General features: G+C 69.1%; 21 protein-coding genes. 11 read left to right on the plus strand and 10 right to left on the minus strand.

All coding sequences use genetic code 11. The features are described 5' to 3' along the window. Positions 1 to 25 precede the first annotated feature (25 nt). From ABZ780_RS15600 to ABZ780_RS15615, 4 genes are all read right to left on the minus strand, one after another. Positions 26 to 760, minus strand: a complete 735-nt coding sequence (locus tag ABZ780_RS15600) for a class I SAM-dependent methyltransferase (protein WP_357007255.1) — start codon at positions 758 to 760, stop codon at positions 26 to 28. Between the two features lie 229 nt (positions 761 to 989). After that, complete coding sequence (locus ABZ780_RS15605) at positions 990 to 1,352, minus strand: PH domain-containing protein (RefSeq protein ID WP_282256748.1); 363 nt, start codon at positions 1,350 to 1,352, stop codon at positions 990 to 992. A gap of 10 nt (positions 1,353 to 1,362) precedes the next feature. Next, positions 1,363 to 2,118 (minus strand): class I SAM-dependent methyltransferase, encoded by a 756-nt coding sequence (locus tag ABZ780_RS15610; RefSeq protein WP_357007257.1) that lies wholly within the window; start codon positions 2,116 to 2,118, stop codon positions 1,363 to 1,365. Positions 2,119 to 2,132: 14 nt separating this feature from the next. Beyond that, the gene (locus ABZ780_RS15615) at positions 2,133 to 2,441 is read right to left on the minus strand and encodes a 4a-hydroxytetrahydrobiopterin dehydratase (protein ID WP_053660437.1); all 309 of its coding nucleotides are present in this window, start codon (positions 2,439 to 2,441) and stop codon (positions 2,133 to 2,135) included. 183 nt (positions 2,442 to 2,624) lie between these two features. Here ABZ780_RS15615 and ABZ780_RS15620 point away from each other — a divergent pair, with 183 nt between their 5' ends. Further along, positions 2,625 to 3,065, plus strand: a complete 441-nt coding sequence (locus tag ABZ780_RS15620) for a (deoxy)nucleoside triphosphate pyrophosphohydrolase (protein WP_357007259.1) — start codon at positions 2,625 to 2,627, stop codon at positions 3,063 to 3,065. Positions 3,066 to 3,241: 176 nt separating this feature from the next. Here the strand turns inward: ABZ780_RS15620 and ABZ780_RS15625 are convergent, their stop codons facing one another. From ABZ780_RS15625 to ABZ780_RS15650, 6 genes are all read right to left on the minus strand, one after another. Then, complete coding sequence (locus tag ABZ780_RS15625; RefSeq protein ID WP_357007262.1) at positions 3,242 to 4,306, minus strand: succinate dehydrogenase/fumarate reductase iron-sulfur subunit; 1,065 nt, start codon at positions 4,304 to 4,306, stop codon at positions 3,242 to 3,244. Beyond that, positions 4,303 to 6,231 (minus strand): fumarate reductase/succinate dehydrogenase flavoprotein subunit, encoded by a 1,929-nt coding sequence (locus ABZ780_RS15630; RefSeq protein WP_357007265.1) that lies wholly within the window; start codon positions 6,229 to 6,231, stop codon positions 4,303 to 4,305. Before ABZ780_RS15630 ends, ABZ780_RS15625 begins: the two co-directional genes overlap by 4 nt. Positions 6,232 to 6,243: 12 nt before the next feature. After that, entirely contained in the window at positions 6,244 to 7,050 is an 807-nt protein-coding gene (locus ABZ780_RS15635; RefSeq protein ID WP_357007268.1) for a hypothetical protein, read from the minus strand. Between the two features lie 261 nt (positions 7,051 to 7,311). After that, a complete protein-coding gene (locus tag ABZ780_RS15640; RefSeq protein WP_357007275.1) occupies positions 7,312 to 8,718 on the minus strand; it encodes a metallopeptidase TldD-related protein in 1,407 nt (468 codons plus the stop codon). Continuing rightward, entirely contained in the window at positions 8,715 to 10,151 is a 1,437-nt protein-coding gene (locus tag ABZ780_RS15645; RefSeq protein WP_357007277.1) for a TldD/PmbA family protein, read from the minus strand. Before ABZ780_RS15645 ends, ABZ780_RS15640 begins: the two co-directional genes overlap by 4 nt. A 33-nt stretch (positions 10,152 to 10,184) precedes the next feature. Next, entirely contained in the window at positions 10,185 to 10,736 is a 552-nt protein-coding gene (locus ABZ780_RS15650; RefSeq protein ID WP_357007280.1) for a Uma2 family endonuclease, read from the minus strand. A 343-nt stretch (positions 10,737 to 11,079) separates the two neighbouring features. Between ABZ780_RS15650 and ABZ780_RS15655 the strand changes: the two genes are divergently transcribed. The 10 genes from ABZ780_RS15655 (at position 11,080) to ABZ780_RS15700 (ending at position 20,984) form a co-directional block, all read left to right on the plus strand. Further along, the gene (locus tag ABZ780_RS15655) at positions 11,080 to 11,619 is read left to right on the plus strand and encodes an RNA polymerase sigma factor (protein ID WP_357008183.1); all 540 of its coding nucleotides are present in this window, start codon (positions 11,080 to 11,082) and stop codon (positions 11,617 to 11,619) included. Beyond that, positions 11,616 to 12,632, plus strand: coding sequence for a hypothetical protein (locus ABZ780_RS15660; RefSeq protein ID WP_357007282.1), 1,017 nt, complete (start codon positions 11,616 to 11,618; stop codon positions 12,630 to 12,632). The genes ABZ780_RS15655 and ABZ780_RS15660 overlap by 4 nt, the downstream gene beginning before the upstream one ends. A gap of 641 nt (positions 12,633 to 13,273) precedes the next feature. Beyond that, positions 13,274 to 14,329 carry an ABC transporter ATP-binding protein gene (locus tag ABZ780_RS15665; RefSeq protein ID WP_357008186.1) on the plus strand — a complete coding sequence of 352 codons (1,056 nt, stop codon included), beginning with the start codon at positions 13,274 to 13,276 and terminating at the stop codon, positions 14,327 to 14,329. After that, on the plus strand, positions 14,326 to 15,360 hold the full coding sequence (locus ABZ780_RS15670) for a dipeptide ABC transporter ATP-binding protein (RefSeq protein WP_357007284.1): 1,035 nt from the start codon (positions 14,326 to 14,328) through the stop codon (positions 15,358 to 15,360). The genes ABZ780_RS15665 and ABZ780_RS15670 overlap by 4 nt, the downstream gene beginning before the upstream one ends. Then, positions 15,357 to 16,364: an ABC transporter permease gene (locus ABZ780_RS15675; protein ID WP_357007286.1), complete on the plus strand. Its 1,008-nt coding sequence runs from the start codon at positions 15,357 to 15,359 to the stop codon at positions 16,362 to 16,364. Before ABZ780_RS15670 ends, ABZ780_RS15675 begins: the two co-directional genes overlap by 4 nt. 8 nt (positions 16,365 to 16,372) lie before the next feature. Beyond that, the gene (locus tag ABZ780_RS15680) at positions 16,373 to 17,359 is read left to right on the plus strand and encodes an ABC transporter permease (protein ID WP_357007289.1); all 987 of its coding nucleotides are present in this window, start codon (positions 16,373 to 16,375) and stop codon (positions 17,357 to 17,359) included. Positions 17,360 to 17,506: 147 nt separating this feature from the next. Then, a complete protein-coding gene (locus tag ABZ780_RS15685) occupies positions 17,507 to 19,249 on the plus strand; it encodes an ABC transporter substrate-binding protein (protein WP_357007292.1) in 1,743 nt (580 codons plus the stop codon). A gap of 70 nt (positions 19,250 to 19,319) precedes the next feature. Next, positions 19,320 to 19,619: a hypothetical protein gene (locus tag ABZ780_RS15690; protein ID WP_357007295.1), complete on the plus strand. Its 300-nt coding sequence runs from the start codon at positions 19,320 to 19,322 to the stop codon at positions 19,617 to 19,619. A 75-nt stretch (positions 19,620 to 19,694) separates the two neighbouring features. After that, entirely contained in the window at positions 19,695 to 20,381 is a 687-nt protein-coding gene (locus tag ABZ780_RS15695) for a uridylate kinase (RefSeq protein WP_357007298.1), read from the plus strand. Between the two features lie 66 nt (positions 20,382 to 20,447). Continuing rightward, a complete protein-coding gene (locus ABZ780_RS15700; protein WP_357007301.1) occupies positions 20,448 to 20,984 on the plus strand; it encodes an ATP-binding protein in 537 nt (178 codons plus the stop codon). Positions 20,985 to 21,051: the final 67 nt, after the last annotated feature.

Here is a 21,051-nt window from a genome sequence, read left to right on the forward strand (position 1 = left end):
CGGAACCAGAGCCGACCAATCGTCGCTACTCCGCGCGGTACACCGAGATGTGCGCCGGACTGTCGGCGGTGAACGGCTGCCGGTGCCAGTCGGCGTACCGCTCGGTGAGCCGGAGCCCCGCCTGCTGCGCCATCTCGTCGATCTGGTGCGGCCAGGCGTACCGCATGGCGAACGGCTTCAGGTGCACGCCGTCCCCGTCGAACGTGATGGTCTGCCGGATGAAGCGCTGCGCCGGCCGGTCGTACCGGTGCAGTCGGATCGTCGCCGAGTCCTCGGTGACGGCATGGACCTGCACCTGCTCGTCGACGTCGAAGTCGCGCGGGTCCGGCACGAACGTCTCGATGACGAACGCGCCGCCGGGCGACAACACCCGGGCGACGTTACGGAAGCAGTCCGCCTGCCGCTCGGCGTCGACCAGGTTGAACAGCGTGTTGAAGACCAGGTACGCGAGCCGGAACTCACCGGCCACCGGTACGTCGGCCATGTCGGCGACCACCACCGGGATCTGGTCGCCCCCGGGCTTGGCCCGCATCTGGGCAAGCATCTCCTCGGACGCCTCGACGCCGTGCACGGTGAGGCCGCGCTCGGCCAGCGGCAGCGCGACGCGGCCGGTGCCGATCGCCAGTTCGAGGACCGGGCCGCCGTCGGCCAGGTCGGCCAGGAAGTCCACGGCGGGCATCGGGTCAGGGTTGGTGTCGCCGACGTCGTAGTCGGCGCCCCACAGCCGGCCGAAGAGGCCGGGATCGTCGAAGACCGACATCAGCGGCCTCCGCGGTTGGTGTCAGTGGCGCTCGACAGCGCCGTGGTCAGGGAGCTGAGCTGCTCACGAAGTCTCGATTCCTCAGTGTGGATGACGTCGGGTCGGAGGAACTTCGTTGTGTTGGGCATGTCGGCTGCTCCCTTCGCGCGGCTGTCGAGTGACGACACCAGAAGCCGCCGGGGCCGGGCAACCCATTTAGGCGGTGCCTGGCCGCCGGCGGCCGGACGGGTCAGGAGATGTGGTGCAGGATCACGTTGTGCACGTGGTGGCTCTTCTGCGCACCACGGAACTCCACCTCGTAGGTGTGCGTGCCGACGTGGATGGCGATCGAACCGGTGGAGAAGAACGAGCCACCCCAGGACTTGTTGCTGACCACGCTCACGCTGGTGATCTTCGAGTACGGGATGCTGGTGATCGCGAACCGCTTCCCGACGAAGGAGCGGTCCTGGATGATCACCCGCCGGTCGGTCAGCCCGATGAACCCGGTGCCGGTGCCCACGGCGTCGTAGACGGCGATGATCTGCTCGCCGTCGAGGAGGCCGCTCTCGATCTGCTGGACCTGCTCTTTGCGGTCGTACGCGATGTTCGCCATGCGTCCCAGGCTAGAAAACCGGTGCCAACGAGGCAGCGCGGGCGAGGACGACGAACTCGCCGTCACCGTGGCCCACCGGCTCGCGGTGCCAACCGCCGTAAATGTGGTCCACGGTGAAGCCCGCCCTGGTCAGGGACTCGCGCAGCTCGCCCTCGGTGCGGAAGCGGAGCGTCGCCGAGCTGAGCAGATCCTCGCCGTCGGCAAAGTGGTAGTGGTGGGTGAAGTCCACCACTCCGTCGCGTACACCTGTGACCTCGGTCCACGCGCGGACCTCGCCGCCGTCGCGCAGCGGGACCCGCCGTTGCGAATCCCTCGGGTTCCACCGCTCCCAGCGGCGGTCCGCCGGATCGCGGGCATCGAAGACCAGCCGACCGCCGGGCACGAGCGCCCGCCGCAGGTCGGCGAGGGTACGCGCCCACTCCGCGTCCGCTACGAAGAACTGCGAGACGTGGCTGGTCAGCACTGCCACGTCGAACGCTCGGCTCGGCAGCAGCGCCGAGGTGCCCTCGATCCAGGTCACCTGCTGAGCGCACGATCGGTCACGGGCGGCGGTGAGGGAGGCGCGGGCCGGGTCGATGCCGGTGACGGTGTGGCCGGCGGCGGCGAGAGCGACAGTCAGACGACCGGTGCCGCAGCCGAGGTCGAGGACCCGCGCGGTCGGGGTCTCGTCGACGATCGCGAGAAGGAAGTCGTCGTCGGGGCCCCACTGGCATTCCGCGTCGTAGACCTGGACCAACCTGCGGTGGCGGAACTCGCCCTGTTTCATCTGAGCTGGGGACGTCAGGACTCGGTGACCGCCCGGTACGCGTCCTCGATGCGGGCAGCCAGCAGGACCTCACCCTCGGTCAGCGGCTCGCCGTTGCCGTGCCCGACCCGGATCTGGGTGCTGTCGGACCGACGGCTGATCTCGGGGCGCAGATGCAGCGCATCGGCGACCACCTTCACCCGTTCAGTTAGCGCCGCGTGTTGGGTATCGTCGATCACGAGCGTGCGCCGGATCTGTTCGCCCTCCCGCGTCCAACCAGATAGCAAGGTCAACGCGTCGGACAGGTAATCGTGCTTTGCTCGGCTGTTGAACAACACGCGCATGACCGCACCCCCCAAGCGCCGTTGTCGGCTTGTGGCCAAATCGTCGCCATCCCGTGTCTTGTCGGTGTGCTCTAGTTTGTCGCCGCTCGCTGGAGGTGTCCACGCCCACACTTCCGTGTTCTATTGGCCTAGCGGACGGCGACGGCACCCAAACCGCCGATTGATCTGGCACCCTGGACGCCCGTGCAGACCGAACGGGCTAGTGGCGGCGGGCAGGCCGAACGACGGGACCTGAAAGTGATCGTCGGGGCGGCGATCATCCGGGACGGGCGGGTGCTCGCGTGCGCGCGTGCCGCCCCACCGGAGGTTGCCGGCATGTGGGAGTTCCCTGGTGGGAAGGTCGAGCCGGGGGAGGCCGAGACCGACGCGCTGATCCGGGAGTGCGCCGAGGAGTTGGCCGTACGCGTGGAGATCGGCGACCGGGTCGGCCGCAACGTGCGGATGGCCCACGGCCGTTCGGTTCTCAAGGTGTACGCCGCCCGCCTGGTCGGCGACGACCAGCCGCAGGCGCTCGAGCACTCGGCGCTGCGCTGGCTCGCCGCCGACGAGTTGGACTCGGTCACCTGGCTCCCCGCCGACGCCCCCATCGTGGCCGCCCTCCGCCCCCTCCTAAAAACCCCCTAACCCCACCCCCACCCCACCCGTCACCGGCGTTGACCATGAAGTTATTGCTGCGACACGCCGGCCGGACCGGCAATAACTTCATGATCAACGGGGGTGGCAACCGGGGGGACGGGGACAGGGGGGTATGGGGACGGGGGCTACCGGCAGTGCCGGTAGCCCCCGTTTCGTGGTCGTGCTTAGTGCTTGTCTTGGTCTGGGTGGGCGAAGTTGAGTTCGTCCGGAGGCAGCGGGAAGGTCACGTCGTCGCCGAACGGCGACGGCGCGGCAGCCCGGTCGAAGGTCAGCTCCGTCAGCGGCAGCTTGCCCCGCTCGTCGACCGCTGGAGCGGTCGGGTGGGGCACCTCCCGGTGCCAGTTGACGCCGCTCTGTGCCTGCGCCTCGGCCTGCGGGTCGTGTGAGCCACCCGCGTGCGAGTGCACGCCGCGCCGGCTCGTGCCCGCAGGCGTCGCCGAGCCCTGACGGGCGGTGGACACGCTGGTCTGGGGCGTCTCGCCCCGACGGAAGATCTTGCTACCAAGCCACACAAGGGGATCGTACCTGCGGTCGACGACCCGTTCCTTCATGGGGATGATCCCATTGTCAGTGATCTTGATGTGCTCGGGGCAAACCTCCGTGCAGCACTTGGTGATGTTGCAGAAGCCGAGGCCCTGTTCGGCCTGTGCGTACTCCTTGCGGTCGGTCCGGGCGTCCAGCGGGTGCATGTCCAGTTCGGCGGCCCGGATGAAGTACCGGGGGCCGGAGAACGCCTGCTTGTTCTCGTCGTGATCGCGGATCACGTGGCAGACGGTCTGGCACAGGAAGCACTCGATGCACTTGCGGAACTCCTGCGAGCGCTCGACGTCGACCTGCTGCATCCGGTAGTCGCCCGGGGCGACGTCCGCAGGCGGGGCGAACGCCGGCGTCTCCCGAGCCTTCTCGTAGTTGAACGAGACGTCGGTGACCAGGTCCCGGATGATCGGGAAGGTACGCAGCGGGGTGACCGTGACGGTCTCGTCCTCGCCGAAGGTCGACATCCGGGTCATGCAGCCCAGCCGCGGCTTGCCGTTGATCTCCATGGAGCAGGAGCCGCACTTGCCGGCCTTGCAGTTCCACCGGCACGCCAGGTCGGGCGCGTCGGTGGCCTGCAGGCGGTGGATGACGTCGAGAACGACCTCGCCCTCGTTCACCTCGACCATGTAGTCCTGCAGGTCACCGCCGGACTCGTCGCCCCGCCAGATCCGGAACTGACGCTTCGCGCTCATCGGTTGTCCGCCTCTCCAGCGTCGGCGACGAGAGCGTCGAAGTCGGCGATCTCCTCGTCGGTGAGGTACTTGGCCAGTTCCGCCCGGTCGAAGAGACCGATCAGCTCCGGACGCATCTTCGGCAGCGGCTTGCGGGTCAGCCGCACGGCGTCGCCGTCCAGCGAGCAGACCAGGTTGACCTGCCGCCACTTCGGCTCCATCGTCGGGTAGTCCTCCCGGGTGTGCCCGCCGCGCGACTCCTGCCGCTCCAGCGCCGCCTTCGCGGTGCACTCCGAGACCACCAGCATGTTGCGCAGGTCGAGAGCCAGGTGCCAGCCCGGGTTGTAGCGCCGGCCGCCGGCCGCGCTCACCTTTGCCACCCGCTCGCGCAGCTCGGCCAGCCGGACGAGCGCGTCGGCCAGCTCACCCTCGCGCCGGATGATGCCGACCAGATCACCCATGACCGCCTGGAGGTCCTGCTGCAGGGTGTACGGGCTCTCGCCGGTGTCACGTTGCAGCGGAGCCAACGCGGTCTCCACGGCGGCCTCGACCGCGTCCACGGCCACCTTCGGCCGGGCGTCCAGCCCGTCGGCGTAGCTGGCCGCGTGCCCACCGGCCCGCTTGCCGAAGACCAGCAGGTCGGACAGGGAGTTGCCGCCCAGCCGGTTCGAGCCGTGCATGCCGCCGGAGACCTCACCGGCGGCGAACAGCCCGCGTACGTGGCCGAAGGCGGCACCCGAATCCGGGTCCACCTCGACGCCGCCCATCACGTAGTGGCAGGTCGGCCCGACCTCCATCGGCTCGGCCGTGATGTCGACGTCGGCCAGTTCCTTGAACTGGTGGTACATCGACGGCAGCCGCCGCCGGATCTCGTCGGCCGAGCGCCGGCTCGCGATGTCCAGGAAGACACCACCGGCGGGGGAGCCCCGACCGGCCTTGACCTCACTGTTGATCGCGCGGGCCACCTCGTCGCGGGGCAGCAGCTCCGGCGGACGGCGGTTGTTGTCCGGGTCGGTGTACCAGCGGTCCGCCTCCTCCTCAGTCTCCGCGTACTGCTTGCGGAAGACGTCGGGGACGTAGTCGAACATGAACCGCTTGCCCTCGGAGTTCTTCAGCACACCGCCGTCGCCACGGACCGACTCGGTGACCAGGATGCCCTTCACCGAGGGCGGCCAGACCATGCCGGTCGGGTGGAACTGGAGGAACTCCATGTTGATCAGAGTCGCCCCGGCGCGCAGCGCCAACGCGTGACCGTCCCCGGTGTACTCCCACGAGTTCGAGGTGACCTTGTAGGAGCGCCCGACCCCGCCGGTCGCCAGCACCACGGCCGGCGCCTCGAAGAGGATGAACTCGCCCGACTCGCGGTAGTAGCCGAACGCGCCGGCGACCCGGTCACCGTCGAGCAGCAGCTCGGTGATGGTGGTTTCGGAGAACACCTTGATCCGGGCGTCGTACGAGCCGAACTCGCGCTTGTCGTCCTGCTGCAACGAGACGATCTTCTGCTGGAGGGTGCGGATCAGCTCCAGGCCGGTCCGGTCGCCGACGTGCGCCAGCCGGGGGTACTCGTGGCCGCCGAAGTTGCGCTGCGAGATCTTGCCGTCCTTGGTGCGGTCGAAGAGCGCCCCGTACGTCTCCAGCTCCCAGATCCGCTGCGGCGACTCCTTCGCGTGCAGCTCGGCCATCCGGAAGTTGTTGAGGAACTTGCCGCCGCGCATGGTGTCGCGGAAGTGCACCTGCCAGTTGTCCCGGCTGTTCACGTTGCCCATCGCGGCGGCGGCGCCGCCCTCGGCCATCACCGTATGCGCCTTGCCGAAGAGCGACTTGGAGATGATCGCGGTCTTCTTGCCGGCGAGCCGGGCCTCGATCGCCGCGCGCAGACCGGCGCCGCCGGCCCCGATGACGACGACGTCGTAGTGGTGTCGTTCGATGCGAGTGGTAGTGGTCATGTCAGGGGCCCTTTAGTTGATGAACCGCAGGTCGGAGAACCAGCCAGCCGCGAGCGCCATGATGTAGAAGTCGGCCAGCGCCAGGGTGCCGAGGGTGATCCAGGCGAGCTGCATGTGGCGGACGTTCAGGGCCGAGACGAACGTCCAGGCCTTGTACCGCACCGGGTGCTTGGAGAAGTGCTTGAGCCGGCCGCCGATGATGTGCCGGCAGGAGTGGCAGGAGATGGTGTACGCCCACAGCATCACCACGTTGCCCACCAGGATGATGTTGCCCAGGCCGAAGCCGAAGCCCTCTGGGGAGTGGAAGGCGAGGATCGCGTCCCAGGTGTTGATCAGCGAGATGATCGCGGCGGCGTAGAAGAAGTAGCGGTGCAGGTTCTGGCCGAGCAGCGGCAAGCGGGTCTCGCCGCTGTACGAGGCGTGGCCGTCCGGGACGGCGCAGGCCGGCGGGGACAGCCAGAACGACCGGTAGTAGGCCTTGCGGTAGTAGTAGCAGGTGAGCCGGAACAGCAGCAGGAACGGCAGGGTCAGCGCGGCGTCCGGGATGATCCACCAGCCCGGCAGGAACCGGCCGAAGTGGGAGGCCCCCTCGACGCATCGGTCCGTCACACAGGGGGAGTAGAACGGGGTCAGGTAGTGGTACTGGTCCACCCAGTACCACTTGTGCATGAAGACCCGGACCGTCGCGTACGCGACCCAGGCGCTGAGCCCGATCACGGTGATCAGCGGGGCGATCCACCATCGGTCGGTACGCAACGTCTTCGCCGCGATGGCGGCGCGTGCCCGCGCTCCCCGCGGCTTCGTTGCCGTTGAAGTCATTCGAGTCGTCTCCTCGGCGGGCCCGTACGGGCGGGCTGATCTATCTCCGGTCGGCACGCGGCCCGGCGAACCGCACCCGCTGCCACGTCATGCGCACACCAACGACCACGCCGGATGACCGGCGCAGCTAAGTGACACACGTTACGCCGATCTTTGCGAGCCGTCCGCGCAAGGGAGTGTCCCGTGTCTCTGGCCTGCGGAAAAGGCCTGGCACGCCGATCGATGGCACGTTGTTAAGAAGATCACTGCCCGCCCTGCCGCTCAGCCTGAGGCGCCTCCCGTGAAATGCCAGGACGCCAGTCGCACCGACGGCGCCGTCCACCACGTACCGTCCACCCGGTCCGGTTGACGCACCGGCCGCGCGCCGAGCCCCAGCACCGCACCCGGCCCGAGCGCCCTCGGGTACGACTCGGTGAACCGCAGATCGCGGACCGCCCGCACGACAGTGCCGTCCTCGACGAGCCAGACCCCGTTGCGGGTCAACCCCGTGACGACCAGGCTCTTCGGATCGAGGACACGCGTGTACCACAGGTCGGTGACCAGCAGCCCGCGCCGCATCCCGGCGACCAGCGCCGCGGTGTCCGTGTCGACGACCGCGCCGGCCGCCGTGCCCGTGGTGCTCCGACCCACCGCGCTGGCCGGGCCGGCCGCGGCACCGGAGAGGCACAGGTTGCGGGCCATCGGACCCCAGGTGGCACCACCCGCGACCGCATGGCCGGTGGACTCCGCGCCCGCCTCGGCGGCGGTCCGCCGATCGTGCGCCACCGCCCGGGTGGTGCCCGCCTCGACCAGGGTCAACGCCCGCCGAGCGGTGCCCTCCGCGTCGAACGGCAGCCCCGACGCGCCCAGCGGATCGTCCACCAGGGTCACCTGCCGGTCGAACTGCGCCGCCCCGGGCTCGGCGAAGGACTGCCGCTCGGCGTACCGCTTGCCGTTGAAGCCGTACCAGGACAGGTTCTGCAGCAGGTCCGCCACGGCGGCCGGTTCGAACACCACCTCGTAGCGCCCCGGCGGCAACTCGACCGGGTCGGCCGCCGCGCGCGCCTTCGCGGCGGCGTGCGCGCCCAACTCCGCGCCGTCGAGGTCGGACAGCCGGTCGGCGCAGCGCCGCGCCACCCCGTCCGCGCCGTCGCGGCGCGCGATGCCGTCCATCGCCGCCTCCGCGGAGCGGCCGTACGCGGTGTGCCCGGCCGAGTTCGCGAACGCCGACGAGCGGTGCGCGGTACGGCAGTAACCCGCCGTGGTGAGGTCACCGGCGGCGGCCACGAACGCGCGGACCCGATCGGCCCGCTGATCCGGCTCGGCGTGCGCGGTGGCCTCGTCGACCGGCGGGGCATCCGGCCCGGGTGAGGGTGGCGTCAGCCCCGGCCAGCCCGGGTCGGGCGGGCAGAGCCGAGCCGCCGTCAGGGTGCGCTCGACCAGGGCGCGCAGCCCATCGGCGGTGACCACGCTGCCGCTGCCCGCGGCGGTCCGCCCATCCACGTGCAGCCGCAGCCGGACCCCGACGGTCGACTCGGCGACGTTCTGGTGGATGGCCGAGTTGGCGAACCGGGTCAGCGCCAGATCCGCCCGCGTTACCACCGCCTCAGCCTGCGCACCCGGACCACCGAGCCGTCGGACCAGCTCGACAACCTGCCCCGCCAGCTCCACCTCCGTCGACGCGCTCACGCGGACACTCCCACCCGGACGTTGCGGAAGCGGGCCGGCGCGGCCGGGTGGCCGGTGTGCCCGGTCTGGCCGGGCTGGCCCTTACCGCAGTTGGGCGTCCCCCAGGGCACCGTCTCGCCGGAGAGCATGTCCATCGAACGCCAGAAGAGCGGGCCAATCCCGGTGTACGTGGGATTGCGCAGCATCCGCCCCCGCCGGCCCTTCTTGATCTCCCAGCCGACCTCGCAGCCGAACTGGAAGTTGAGGCGCTTGTCGTCGATCGACCAGGACCGGTTGAGGTCCATCAGCACCCCGTCGTCGGTGGCCGCGATGATCTCCTCCAGGGTGTGCGGGCCGGGCTCCAGGCCGACGTTGGTCATCCGCACCATCGGCAGTCGCGCCCACCCGTCGGCGCGTACGCTCCCGCCGTAGTCGAGGCCGGCCACGGCGGCCGAGTCGCGCCCGGCGAGCACGCCCACCCACCGCCCGTCGCGTACCGCGTCCCGCTTGACCGCCGGTGAGCCCTCGTCGTCGAAACCGAAGCTGCCCAGCGCGCCGGGGATGGTCGGGTCGATGGTGATGTTCATCAGCTCGGAGCCGTAGCGCAGCGAGCCGAGCTGGGCCAGGTCCAGCCAGGACGTGCCGGCGAAGGCGGCCTCCCAGCCGAGGATCCGGTCCAGCTCGATGGCGTGCCCGACCGACTCGTGGATCTGCAGGGCCAACTGCTCGCCCCCGAGGATCAGATCGGTTTCGCCCGCCGGGCAGGGCGGTGCGGTGAGCAGCGCCCGGGACTCCTCGGCGATCTGCGCGGCGTGCGCGGCCAGGTCGAGCGACTCGACCAGCTCCCAGCCGGTGGTGCCGTACTGCCCCCGGTAGCTCGGCCAGGACCGCCGCTGCGTCTCGCCGTCGCCGATCGAGGTGGCCGAGATGCCGCCGCCGCACTCGCGGATCCGCTGGTCGATCCGGTGGCCCTCGCTGGAGACGAACCACTTGGCGGTGTCCCAGATCTGGTAGAGCCCTTCGGCCAGGTCGGCGCCGTGCTCGGCCATCGTGCGGGTCGCGCCGACCAGCAGGTCGCCCTTGTCGGACAGCGGCACCCCGAGCGGGTCGACCTTGCAGTCGGACGCCCAGCTCGCGGCCACCGGCTGGCCCGGCACCAGGTCGACCGGCGGGCCGGGCACCCGCGCGCTCGCCATGGCCGTCCGCGCGGCACGGCGGCCGGCGTCGCGGGCGGCGGCGTCCGACAGATCGGGTACGGCGTGGAAGCCCCAGCTCGACCCGACCAGGGCCCGGACGCCGAGCCCGATGCTCTCGTCCTGGGTCAGTTCCTCCACGTCGCCGTTGCGCGCGGTCATCGACTCGTAGCGGCGGTGCATCACCCGGGCGTCGGCATACCGGGCGCCCGCATCGAGGGCGGCCTGCACGGCGGCGGTGGCCGCGTCGAACTCGGTCATGCGACCGACCCTAGGCCAGCCGACCGACACCCGTCAGGGGACGAGATCCTCCGGCCGGATCGTGGCCCGCACCGGCTCCGTCAGCTCCAACACCTCGCCGGCCCTGGTCATCGACCGCTCGACGTAGTGGGAACCCTGTCGCTGGTAGAGGTGCAGGGTCAGGGACTCCTGCTCGACGAGCAGGTACCACTCGATGCTGGCCTCGGCGTACAGGTGCGGCTTCAGCACCCGATCGATGACTGCGGTGTGTGGCGCGGTGATTTCGCCAACCAGCAGGACCGCGCCCGCCGGCACGCAGTCCGCCGTGAGATCCAGCTCCGCCGTCACCACGAGGTCGGGGTTGAGGATCCGCGTCGGGTTCAGCCGCAGGTTGATGACCGGGAGAAGGGTACGGTTCGCCGCAGCGCAGCCTGGTTCCAACGCGGTTGCCAGGCCACGGACGATCACCTGGTGTCGGACGGACGGTGATGGTCCGATGAGCAGTCCGCCGTCGAGGAGTTCGATCCGGTGGGCCGTCTCACCGACGGCAAGGTAGTCGGACTCGGTCCAGGGCAGCGCACGGTCAAGAATTCCGTCGTGAAGCATGCGGCCAGTGCAACTCATGGGGATCGCCAACGTCGCACTCGACGTGCGAGCGCGAGATGAAATGCCCGCTCAGACGTTGTGATCGCAAAGGTTCATTTGCGTCAGAGCGAGATTGGAAGTACCGGGAGAGCTCCTTCTTGAAAGTTCGATTCTGGTGGTGTGGGCCGCCGAGTTCCGTAGGCGGCGGCGTGAACCCGGTGGCGCTCTGCGGGCATAAACAGGTGTGAGCGCAACGTACGAAGTGAGGGATATTTCCTTGGGCGAGCCGGCCGGCCCTCGATCGGAGCGGCCTCCCCCGGTGCAGCTCGTGGAGCCGTCGCAGCTGGTGAGCGATGACCTGTTGATGCGCGAGTCGGTCGAGTGTCCTGAGCGGTTCGCCGCCCTGTTCGACCGGCATGCTGTGGCCGTTCACCGGTATCTGGCGCGCCGGGTCGGTAGCGCGGCGGACGACCTGCTGGCTGAGACGTTCCTGATTGCGTTTAGGCAGAGGGCGACTTATCGATCGCAGGGCGTTGATCCGCGGGCCTGGCTGTACGGCATCGCCACGAATGTGCTGCACCGACAAGCGCGGCAGGAGGAGCGCCGGTACCGCATGTTGGCCCGGTTGGCCGCCATCACCACCGATCTGACGTCGAGCGACGATGAAGCAGTCGAGCGCACGGACGCGCAGGCCCTGCGCCAGCAGTTGGCTGCGGCTCTCGCGCGGTTGAAGCGCGGGGACCGGGACGTGTTGTTGCTGACGGCGTGGGCCGAGTTGTCCTACGTCGAGATCGCCGCGGTGCTCGCCATACCTGTTGGCACTGTCCGGTCCCGGCTGAACCGGGCCCGACGCCTGACTCGTGAATCCCTCAGCTCGGCGATGATCAAGGAGGAGTTGCCATGAATGATCTCGAATTGCTAAGCGACTATGGTCCGGACGCGCCGGCGGCGTCTTCGGCGGCTTTGTCCAGTGCTCGTCACCGACTGATGGCCGAGGTGATCGCGGTTGCGCCGGCCCACCCTGGGTGGGGCTGGAGACGTGCAAGGTGGGCGCTTCAACATCGGCGGGTTGGCCTAAGCTTCGCCGTTGTGGTCGTGGTCGCCGCGGCTGCTGGCGGTTCATTCGTGTTGTCGGAGCATCGTGCTCCGGCGGGCCAGTCGGCGGGCGTGCAGCTCGTCGCGTTCGACGCGCCGGTGTATCCCATCGGGTTGCGTCCTCGCCCCGCTGACCTGGCGGCGCCGACCTTCAGTGGCGGTGTTGCCCGCGACGAGCAGGGCAACGACCGGCCGGTTATGACGGCGGTCTTCCCGGCGACTGATGGCGTCAGCGATGTCTACCTCGGCGTCGGGGATCGGTATGTGCCACAGGACGCGCCTGAGCGGATCCGGTCCGTCACGTTGCAGGGCGTGCCCGGCTTCGTGGTCGAACATCAGGCACAGTCCGGCACGTCGGTGGTGCTGAGTTGGCAGCGCCGGTCCGGTCAATGGGTCACGCTCACCGGCCATGGTCGCTTCGGCAGCGAAACGGCGGTGCGGGCGCTGGCCGCGACCGTGGCGGATGATGCCCAGCCGGTGCCGTTGCAGGTGCGTCTCGCTCCAGCGGGCTGGCGGTTGGCAGCCTTCAAGGACAACAAGATCGTTACCCTGCGCGCCCCCGTGTCTGGCGAGGAACTCAGTGTCAATCTCGTCGAAGCTCCCGAGAGAAATCTGATGGGCTTGGTGAGTGGCGCGAAGCGGATTGAGACGGTGCAGGTCAACGGCAGGGAAAGTGATCTGGTGCAGACGCTCAACGGGTGGTTCCTGCAGGTCCCGCTGCCCGACGGGACCGCCTTCCACCTTCAGGCGCCAGCGATGTTGACTGGCGAGCAGATCGTGGCCGTTGGCGCCCAGGTCATCGTCACACCGCGCGGTCGGTGAAGCGGCAGGGCCCCGGCCACGGCCACGGCCACGGCCATCTGCACCTCACCTGATCGCCCCTGAGTCGCGGCACTCCCTGCCGTCGCAGGCAAGGCGCATCGGGGGTGGTGCAGACAACTCAGCTGAGTTACAAGATCGCGCTCGATCTCGGATGTAGTGGTATCGGCGCGTCGGTGATGCCACTAGATCCTGGTTCGAGAGTGACCTTGGCGGCGGTGGGCGCCCCAAACTCCGCTTCCGGCCTGTCGGGGGCGGTGTTCGTCGTCAAGATTCGCGCAGTATCGGGGATGTTGCTGCCTCCGCCGCACCTGAGGCAGCAACATCGGGGATGTTGTGAGGATCTTGTGGCGGGGCGCGGGGCGCGGGGCGCGGGGCGCGGGGCGCGGGGCGCGGGGCGCGGGGCGCGGCGGCGTCGACAGCGCACCCAAGGTGCGGTCGCGGCATGAATGGGCGTGGATGGCGAGGTGACGGGGCTGCGGGGTCGATGCCGACTCGTTACGCTCGGGCCCGCTGACAGGTGCTGACGTTGTAGCTTATTTTCACCCTCGGGACTTGCCTGTAAGTTCTCTTCGTCACTGAGGGAGGCGGCCGTGGGCAATTCGGATCCGGCGCCGTCCGGGGGACCGGACGACCATCCCACCGTGCCGGCGCAGCGCGGCAACGAGGACGCCTACCTGCGGGTGAGTGACCTGCGGGTCCGCTTCGACACCTCCGACGGCGTGGTGCGCGCGGTCGACGGGGTGTCCTTCGCCGTGCAGCGCGGTCGCACCCTCGGCATCGTCGGCGAGTCCGGTTCCGGCAAGAGCGTCACCTCGCTGGCCATCCTCGGCCTGCACGACCCCAAGCGGACCACGATCACCGGGGAGATCAGCGTCGGCGGCCGGCAGTTGGTCGGCCTGGCCGACGAGGAGGTACGTCGACTGCGTGGCCGGGACATGGCGATGATCTTCCAGGACCCGCTCTCCGCGCTGCACCCCTACTACACGGTGGGCCGGCAGATCGCCGAGGCGTACCGGGTGCACCACCCGAAGGCCAGCCGCCGCGAGGCCCGCCAGCGGGCGGTGGACATGCTGGACCGGGTCGGCATCCCGCAGCCGGCGCGCCGCTTCGACCAGTACCCGCACGAGTTCTCCGGCGGCATGCGCCAGCGGGCGATGATCGCCATGTCGCTGGTCAACGACCCGGCACTGCTGATCGCCGACGAACCGACCACCGCGCTGGACGTCACCGTGCAGGCGCAGATCCTGGACCTGCTCGCCGACCTCCAGGCCGAGTTCCAGTCCGCGATCATCCTGATCACCCACGACCTCGGTGTGGTCGGCCAGGTCGCCGACGACGTGCTGGTGATGTACGGCGGGCGAGCCGTCGAGCACGGCAGCGTGGAGCAGGTGCTCCGCTCGCCGCAGCACCCGTACACCTGGGGGTTGCTCTCCAGCGTGCCGTCGCTGCACGGCGACGCGGACGCGGACCTGCTGCCCATCCCCGGCAACCCGCCCAGCCTGATCAACCTGCCGTCCGGCTGCGCCTTCCACCCGCGCTGCCGCTACGCCAACCGCAACGGCGACCGGTCCCGCACCGAGGTGCCCGAGTTGCGCCGGGCCGGCGCGGATGGCCACCTGGTCGCCTGCCACCTGAGCGCGCAGGAGCGCACCGAGCGCTACGCCGAGGACGTCGCATCCGTGGGGGTGGCGCGATGAGCGAGGAGCCGCTGCTGCGGGTCCGCGGCCTGACCAAACACTTCCCGGTACGCCAGGGGCTGCGCGGCACCGGCCTGGTGCGGGCGGTCGACGGGCTCGACTTCGACGTGCGGCCGGGCGAGACGCTCGGCCTGGTGGGGGAGTCGGGCTGCGGCAAGACCACCACCGGACGGATGCTGGTGCGGCTGCTGGAGCCGACCGCAGGCACCATCGAGTTCGCCGGGCGGGACATCACCCACGCCGGTCGACGGGAGTTGCGCCCCCTGCGCCAGGAACTCCAGATCATCTTCCAGGACCCGTACGCCTCGCTGAACCCCCGGCACACCGTCGGCCGGATCGTGGCCATGCCGTTGCAGGTCAACGGGGTCAAGCCGCCGGGCGGGATCAAGGCCCGGGTGCAGGAGCTGCTGGAACTGGTCGGGCTGAACCCGGAGCACTACAACCGGTACCCGCACGAGTTCTCCGGCGGCCAACGCCAGCGCATCGGCATCGCCCGCGCGCTCGCCCTGCGGCCCAAGCTGATCGTCGCCGACGAGCCGGTCTCCGCGCTGGACGTCTCGATCCAGGCGCAGGTCGTCAACCTGCTGCGCGACCTGCAACGGGAGCTGGGCCTGGCGTTCGTGTTCATCGCGCACGACCTGGCCGTGGTGCGGCACTTCTGCCAGCGGGTCGCGGTCATGTACCTGGGCCGGATCGTGGAGATCGGCGATCGGGCCGACATCTACGAGCGCCCGCAGCACCCGTACACCCGGGCTCTGCTCTCGGCGATCCCGGACGTCACCCAGCTCGGCCCGGCGGGCCGGATCCGGCTGACCGGGGACGTGCCCACGCCGCTCGACCCGCCGTCGGGCTGCCGGTTCCGCACCCGGTGCTGGAAGGCGCAGGACGTCTGCGCCGCCGAGGAGCCGGCGCTGGTGGCGCGCGACGGCGGCAACCAGGCCACCGCGTGTCACTTCCCGGAACCCGCCGAGGCGGCGGCCGTCGCAGGAAGTCGCGGGGCCGACGTGGACGTCGAGGAGGTGTCGTCGTGAGCCTGTCTCCGGTGGAGGGTGTGGCGCTGGCCGAGATCGAGTCCGGCGACGGCGTGGGTGAGCCCGCGGCGAAGGGGGTCGTCGGCCGCTCGCCCGGCCAACTCGCCTGGCTGCGGCTGCGTCGTGACCGGACCGCCGTGGTCAGCGGCGTACTCCTGATCTTCTTCATGGTGTTGGGGCTGGCCGCCCCGCTGATCGAGATGGCCTACGGCGTCGGCCCGCGCGAGCAGTTCCAGAACCTGCTGGACGGCTTCGGGATGCCGCTGGGTTACGCCGGCGGGGTCACCGGGGACCACTGGTTCGGCCTGGAGCCGGGTCTGGGTCGGGACATCTTCATCCGGCTGATCTACGGGCTGCGGACGTCGCTGTTCATCGCGCTCGCGGCGGCCCTGATCACGGCGACGATCGGGGTCGTGCTGGGCGCGCTCGCCGGCTACCTCGGCGGCTGGCTCGACGCGGTGATCAACTGGATCACCGACCTGACCCTGGCCATGCCCTTCCTGATCATCGCGCTGGCGCTCACCCCCGCCATCACGCTGCGCTTCTACGGTGAGCGGGGCCAGGTGTCGTCCGCGTTCGGGGTGGGCGTGCTGATCGCCGTCTTCGCGATCTTCGGCTGGACCAGCACCGCCCGCCTGGTCCGCGGGCAGGTGGTCGCGCTGCGCGAGCGGGAGTTCGTGGAGGCGGCCAAGGCCAGCGGCGCGGGGCTCGGGCACATGCTCTTCCGGCAACTGCTGCCGAACATCTGGGCGCCGATCCTGGTGTCGTTCTCCCTGGCGGTGCCGCAGTTCATCACCAGCGAGGCCGCGCTGTCCTTCATCGGTGTCGGCCTCAGCGACGAGACGCCGAGCTTCGGCCGGATGATCTATCGAAGCCTGGACTTCCTCCAGACCGACCCGGCGTACGTGTTCTTCCCGGGCATCACGATCTTCGCGCTGGTGTTCGCCTTCAACCTCTTCGGCGACGCGTTGCGGGACGCGCTCGACCCGAAGTCGTCCCGGTAGGGGTCCCCATGACGCGATTTCTGATCAAGCGACTCTTCTCCGCGGTGCTGACCCTCTTCGCGGTGAGCGTGCTGACGTTCCTGATGTTCTTCGCCCTGCCGCGCGACCCGGTGAGCAGCATCTGCTCGAAGAACTGCAACCCGGAGCGGCTGGAGCGGGTCCGCGACGACCTGGGTCTGAACGACCCGCTGATCAGCCAGTACGCCGGCTACATGAAGGGCATCGTGACCGGTCGGGACCTGGGCAGCGCCCAGGGCGGCCGGTGCGACGCGCCCTGCCTGGGCTGGTCGTACGTCACCAACGAGGCCGTCTCGGACACCATCGCCCGGGTGCTGCCGGTGACGCTGAGCATCGTGATCCCGGCGGCGATCCTCTGGCTGCTGCTGGGGGTCGGGCTGGGCATGGTGTCGGCGTTGCGCCGGGGCACTTGGCTGGACCGGGCCGCCATCGGCTTCTCGCTGACCGGCGCCTCGTTGCAGCTCTACTTCGTGGGCGCGGTGCTGCTGCTGGTCTTCGTCTACAACCTGCGGTGGCTGCCGGTGCCGAGCTACACGTCGATCTTCGACAACCCGTTGAAGTGGGCGAGTGGGCTGGTGCTCGCCTGGGTGGCGCTGGCGTTCCTGTTCTCGGCGATCTACGCCCGGCTGTCGCGGGCGCAGATGTTGGAGACGCTGTCGGAGGACTTCGTCCGCACCGCGCGGGCCAAGGGCCTGGCCAAACCCAAGGTGTACGGGCGGCACGCGCTGCGCGCGGCGATCACCCCGGTGGTGACCATCGCCGGGCTGGACGTCGGCGGGGCGCTGGGCGGCACGGTGATCACCGAGACGACGTTCGGCATCCAGGGGTTGGGGCGTACGGCGGTGGACGCCGTTCGCTCCGGTGACCTGCCCACGATCATGGCGACCGTGCTGATCGCGGCCGTCTTCGTGGTGGTGGCGAACGTGCTGGTGGACCTGCTCTACGCGGCCATCGACCCCCGGGTGCGGCTGCGCTGATCCGCAGCGTGCCCGCCACGCCCACGGATGGCGAAATTTATCGACAACTGTTACACAACTCGTAGGTTTTCTTCCTTACGATCCTCGGAACGTCGGCGGTTCTCGCCCCGACGCAAACGCACGGCACATGAGTGAAGGGGGTACTTCATGCGACCACGCGTGGCGGTTGCCGCAGGCGGCGCGATCGCTCTGGTTGTGGCATTGGGTGCGTGCTCGAAGAACACGGGCGAGGGCACCACGGTGGACACCGAACGGCAGCAGACCGGGGTCATCGCGACCGACCCCAAGGATTCGCAGGGCCCGGCGGCCGAGGTGAGCGGCGCCGCGAAGGGCGGCACCTTCACCATCATCCGGGAGTCGCCGATCTCCCACCTGGACCCGCAGCGGACGTACTCGTTCGCGGGTCTGATGGCCAACCCGCTCTTCGCCCGCTACCTCACCACCTGGAAGGACGACGGCAAGGGTGGTCTGGTCCTGGTGGGCGACCTGGCCGAGACCCCGGGCAAGAACGTCAACAACGACTGCAAGGTCTGGGAATTCAAGGTCAAGGACGGGGTGAAGTTCGAGGACGGCCGCCCGATCACCTCCAAGGAGATCGCGTACGGCATCGCCCGCTCCTTCGACCCGGACCTCTCCGGCGGCCCGACCTACATCCAGGAGTGGCTGGCCGACAGCCCGCAGTTCGACACCACGTGGGACTTCAAGAAGAACAAGACGTCGCTGCCGCCGGGCCTGACCACGCCGGATGACAAGACGCTGCGCTTCGAGTTCGCCAAGCCCCGCTGCGACCTGCCGTTCGCGGTCTCGCTGCCGACCACCGCGCCGCTGCCGCCCGACAATGACACCGGCGTCGACCTGGACAAGCAGCCCTTCTCGTCCGGCCCGTACAAGGTCGCCAAGAACCAGGTCGGCGTGCAGATCACCCTCGACCGCAACCCCAACTGGGACCCGAAGACCGACCCGGTCCGGCACCAGTACCCGGACCAGTTCGTCTGGACCTTCGGCCCCACCGCCGACGCCGCCAACAACCGGGTGATCGCCGACAACGGCGCCGACCAGAGCGCGCTCGCCTTCAACGCCGTGCCCGCCTCGCTCGTCGCCAAGGTGGTCGGTGACGCGTCGCTGAAGTCGCGCAGCATCCTGTCGCCGACGCCGAGCGCCAACCAGCTCGTCATCAACAACCAGCGCGTCAAGGACCTCAAGATCCGCCAGGCGCTCAACTACGCCATCGACCGCGATGGGATGATCAAGGCCCTCGGTGGCCAGACCGTCGCCGCGCCGCTGACCACGCTCATGCCGCCGGCCACCATCGGCTACAAGGCGTACGAGGCGTACCCGGCGGGACCCAACGGTGACGTCGCCAAGGCCAAGGAACTGCTCGGCGGGCAGACGCCGGAGCTGGTCCTCGGTGTCGCCGACAACTCGACCGAGCAGCAGCAGGGCGCGCAGCTCAAGGCGAACCTGGAGCGAGCCGGCTTCAAGATCACGCTGCGGAACATCTCCGACGACGCCAAGCTCGACGAGATCAAGAAGAAGGACAACCCCTGGGACCTGTACATCGGTAACTGGGCGGCGGACTGGCCGAGTGGCGCCTCGATCCTGCCGGTGCTCTATGACGGCCGCACCATCAAGGCCGAGGGCAACAGCAACCAGTCCTACTTCAACGACCCGACGATCAACGCCGAGATGGACCGCATCCTGGCGCTGGCCCCGGCCGAGCAGGGCCCGGAGTGGGCCAAGCTCGATGAGCGGATCATGAAGGAGTACGCGCCCGTGGTGCCGCTCTATGTCGACGTGGCCTACAACGTGCACGGGTCCAAGGCGGGCGGGATCTTCATCTCCAGCGTCTTCGGCTACCCGTCGTTCGTCAACGCGTACGTCAAGCCGTAAGTCACACCGCAGCAAGGGCCCCCTCCCGACAACGTCGCCGGGAGGGGACCCTTGCTGTGAAGATGGCCTTGTGAAGGCGATCTACCCAGATGACGGCAACGGCGACCAGGGGGCCGGTGCGGAGGCCGAGCCCGGCCTGCGCCCCGAGACTGGAGGTGCCACGTCGCTCACTCTTGACGTCGATGGAGAGACGTTCGCTCTCCGCCGAAACGAGTGCAATGGCACCGACTACACGTGGCTCAGCGGGCCGAACCCCGGCTACGGATTTGGTATGAGCCCGACTCTCGACCTGTCGCTCGACGAGCACAGGGAGAACATCCGCGACTTCCTGGCCATGGTTGACCCCACCACCGGACGCATCGAAGACTGACATGGAGCTGGCAGGGCAGATCTTGGACAATTACCGTCAAGCGATGACGGAAACTGTCCAAGATTGCCAGTTGCGGTGAGTGAGAAGCGGCCTGGGTCGCGCCGTTCGGAGCTGCTCGGCCGCCTGTCTGAGGCGGTTGGGTCCGTCACCGTCGCACACCCGGTACGGGTTGCCATCGACGGTCCACCCGCCGCCGGCAAGACCACCCTCGCCGATGAACTGGCCGCCGTACTACGCGAACAGGGCCGCGACGTCATCCGTGCCACGATCGACGATTTCCTCTTCCCCCGGGCACAGCGCTATCCGCGCGGCGAGTACTCGGCCGAAGGCTGCTACTTCGACGCCCACGACTACGGCGCACTGAACGGTGTTCTGCTCGATCCTCTCGGCCCTGGCGGAGACCGAAACTTCCAACCCGCGGTGTACGACCGCACCGCCGACGCTGTGCTGTCCCCGACGGTCAACACTGCCCGCGCCGACGCCGTGCTGGTGTTCGACGGCGTCTTTCTCATGCGCCCGGAACTGATTGATCGGTGGGACCTGAGAATCTTTGTGTCGATCGCGCTTGAGAAGACCGTGGAACGTGCCGTGATCCGAGAGCGGCGGGTGTCATCTCGGGCCGACGTCGAACGGCGCTGGCGGGAGCGGTACATCCCGTCCCAACGGCTCTACTTCGACACGGTGCGCCCGACCGATCACGTCGACGTCATCGTGCACAACGACGAGCCCCAGCAGCCGGTCTGGGAGACCCGGACACGCTGACCGCATTGGAATCGCCGGCATGAGTGGATGTCAGCAATGATGGGGTGTTCGATCGGAAGCGGGGCGATGACGCAGCCAACGCTGTTCCTGACGGTGGGGCTCCCGTGCACCGGGAAGACCACCGCTGCTCGGCGTATCGAGATCGAGTGCAACGCCCTTCGTCTGACGAAGGACGAATGGGTCAAGGCTCTCTACGGGCACGAGAATCCGCCTTCGGCTCAGGACGTGATCGAAGGACGGCTCATCGAGATCGGGCTGCGCGCCCTCGAACTCGGCAACAACGTCGTGATCGACTACGGCCTCTGGAGCCGGGACGAGCGCTCCGCCCTGCGGCAGGCAGCAACGGACCTCGGCGCGACGGTGGAGATGCGCTACTTCGAACTCACCCCAGCCGAGCAGCGCAGACGACTCGATCAGCGCCAAGCCGAAGCGCCACACACGACGTGGCCCATGTCCGACGAGGAACTCGCCGAGTGGGCCGCCACCATCGAGATCCCCACGCCGGGCGAACTCGACGGCAGCGAACCCATTGATGACCCTCCGGCTGGATTCGCGACCTGGAACGGGTGGCGCATTCACCGCTGGCCGCCGTCGGTCTCCTGACGCCTACTCCTCGCAGCGCCCCCACGAGCTCTCATCGGTTACGACCGGACGGCGCCTGGCTTCAGCG

The organism is Micromonospora sp. NPDC047467, assembly GCF_040643095.1.
Lineage (GTDB): Bacteria > Actinomycetota > Actinomycetes > Mycobacteriales > Micromonosporaceae > Micromonospora.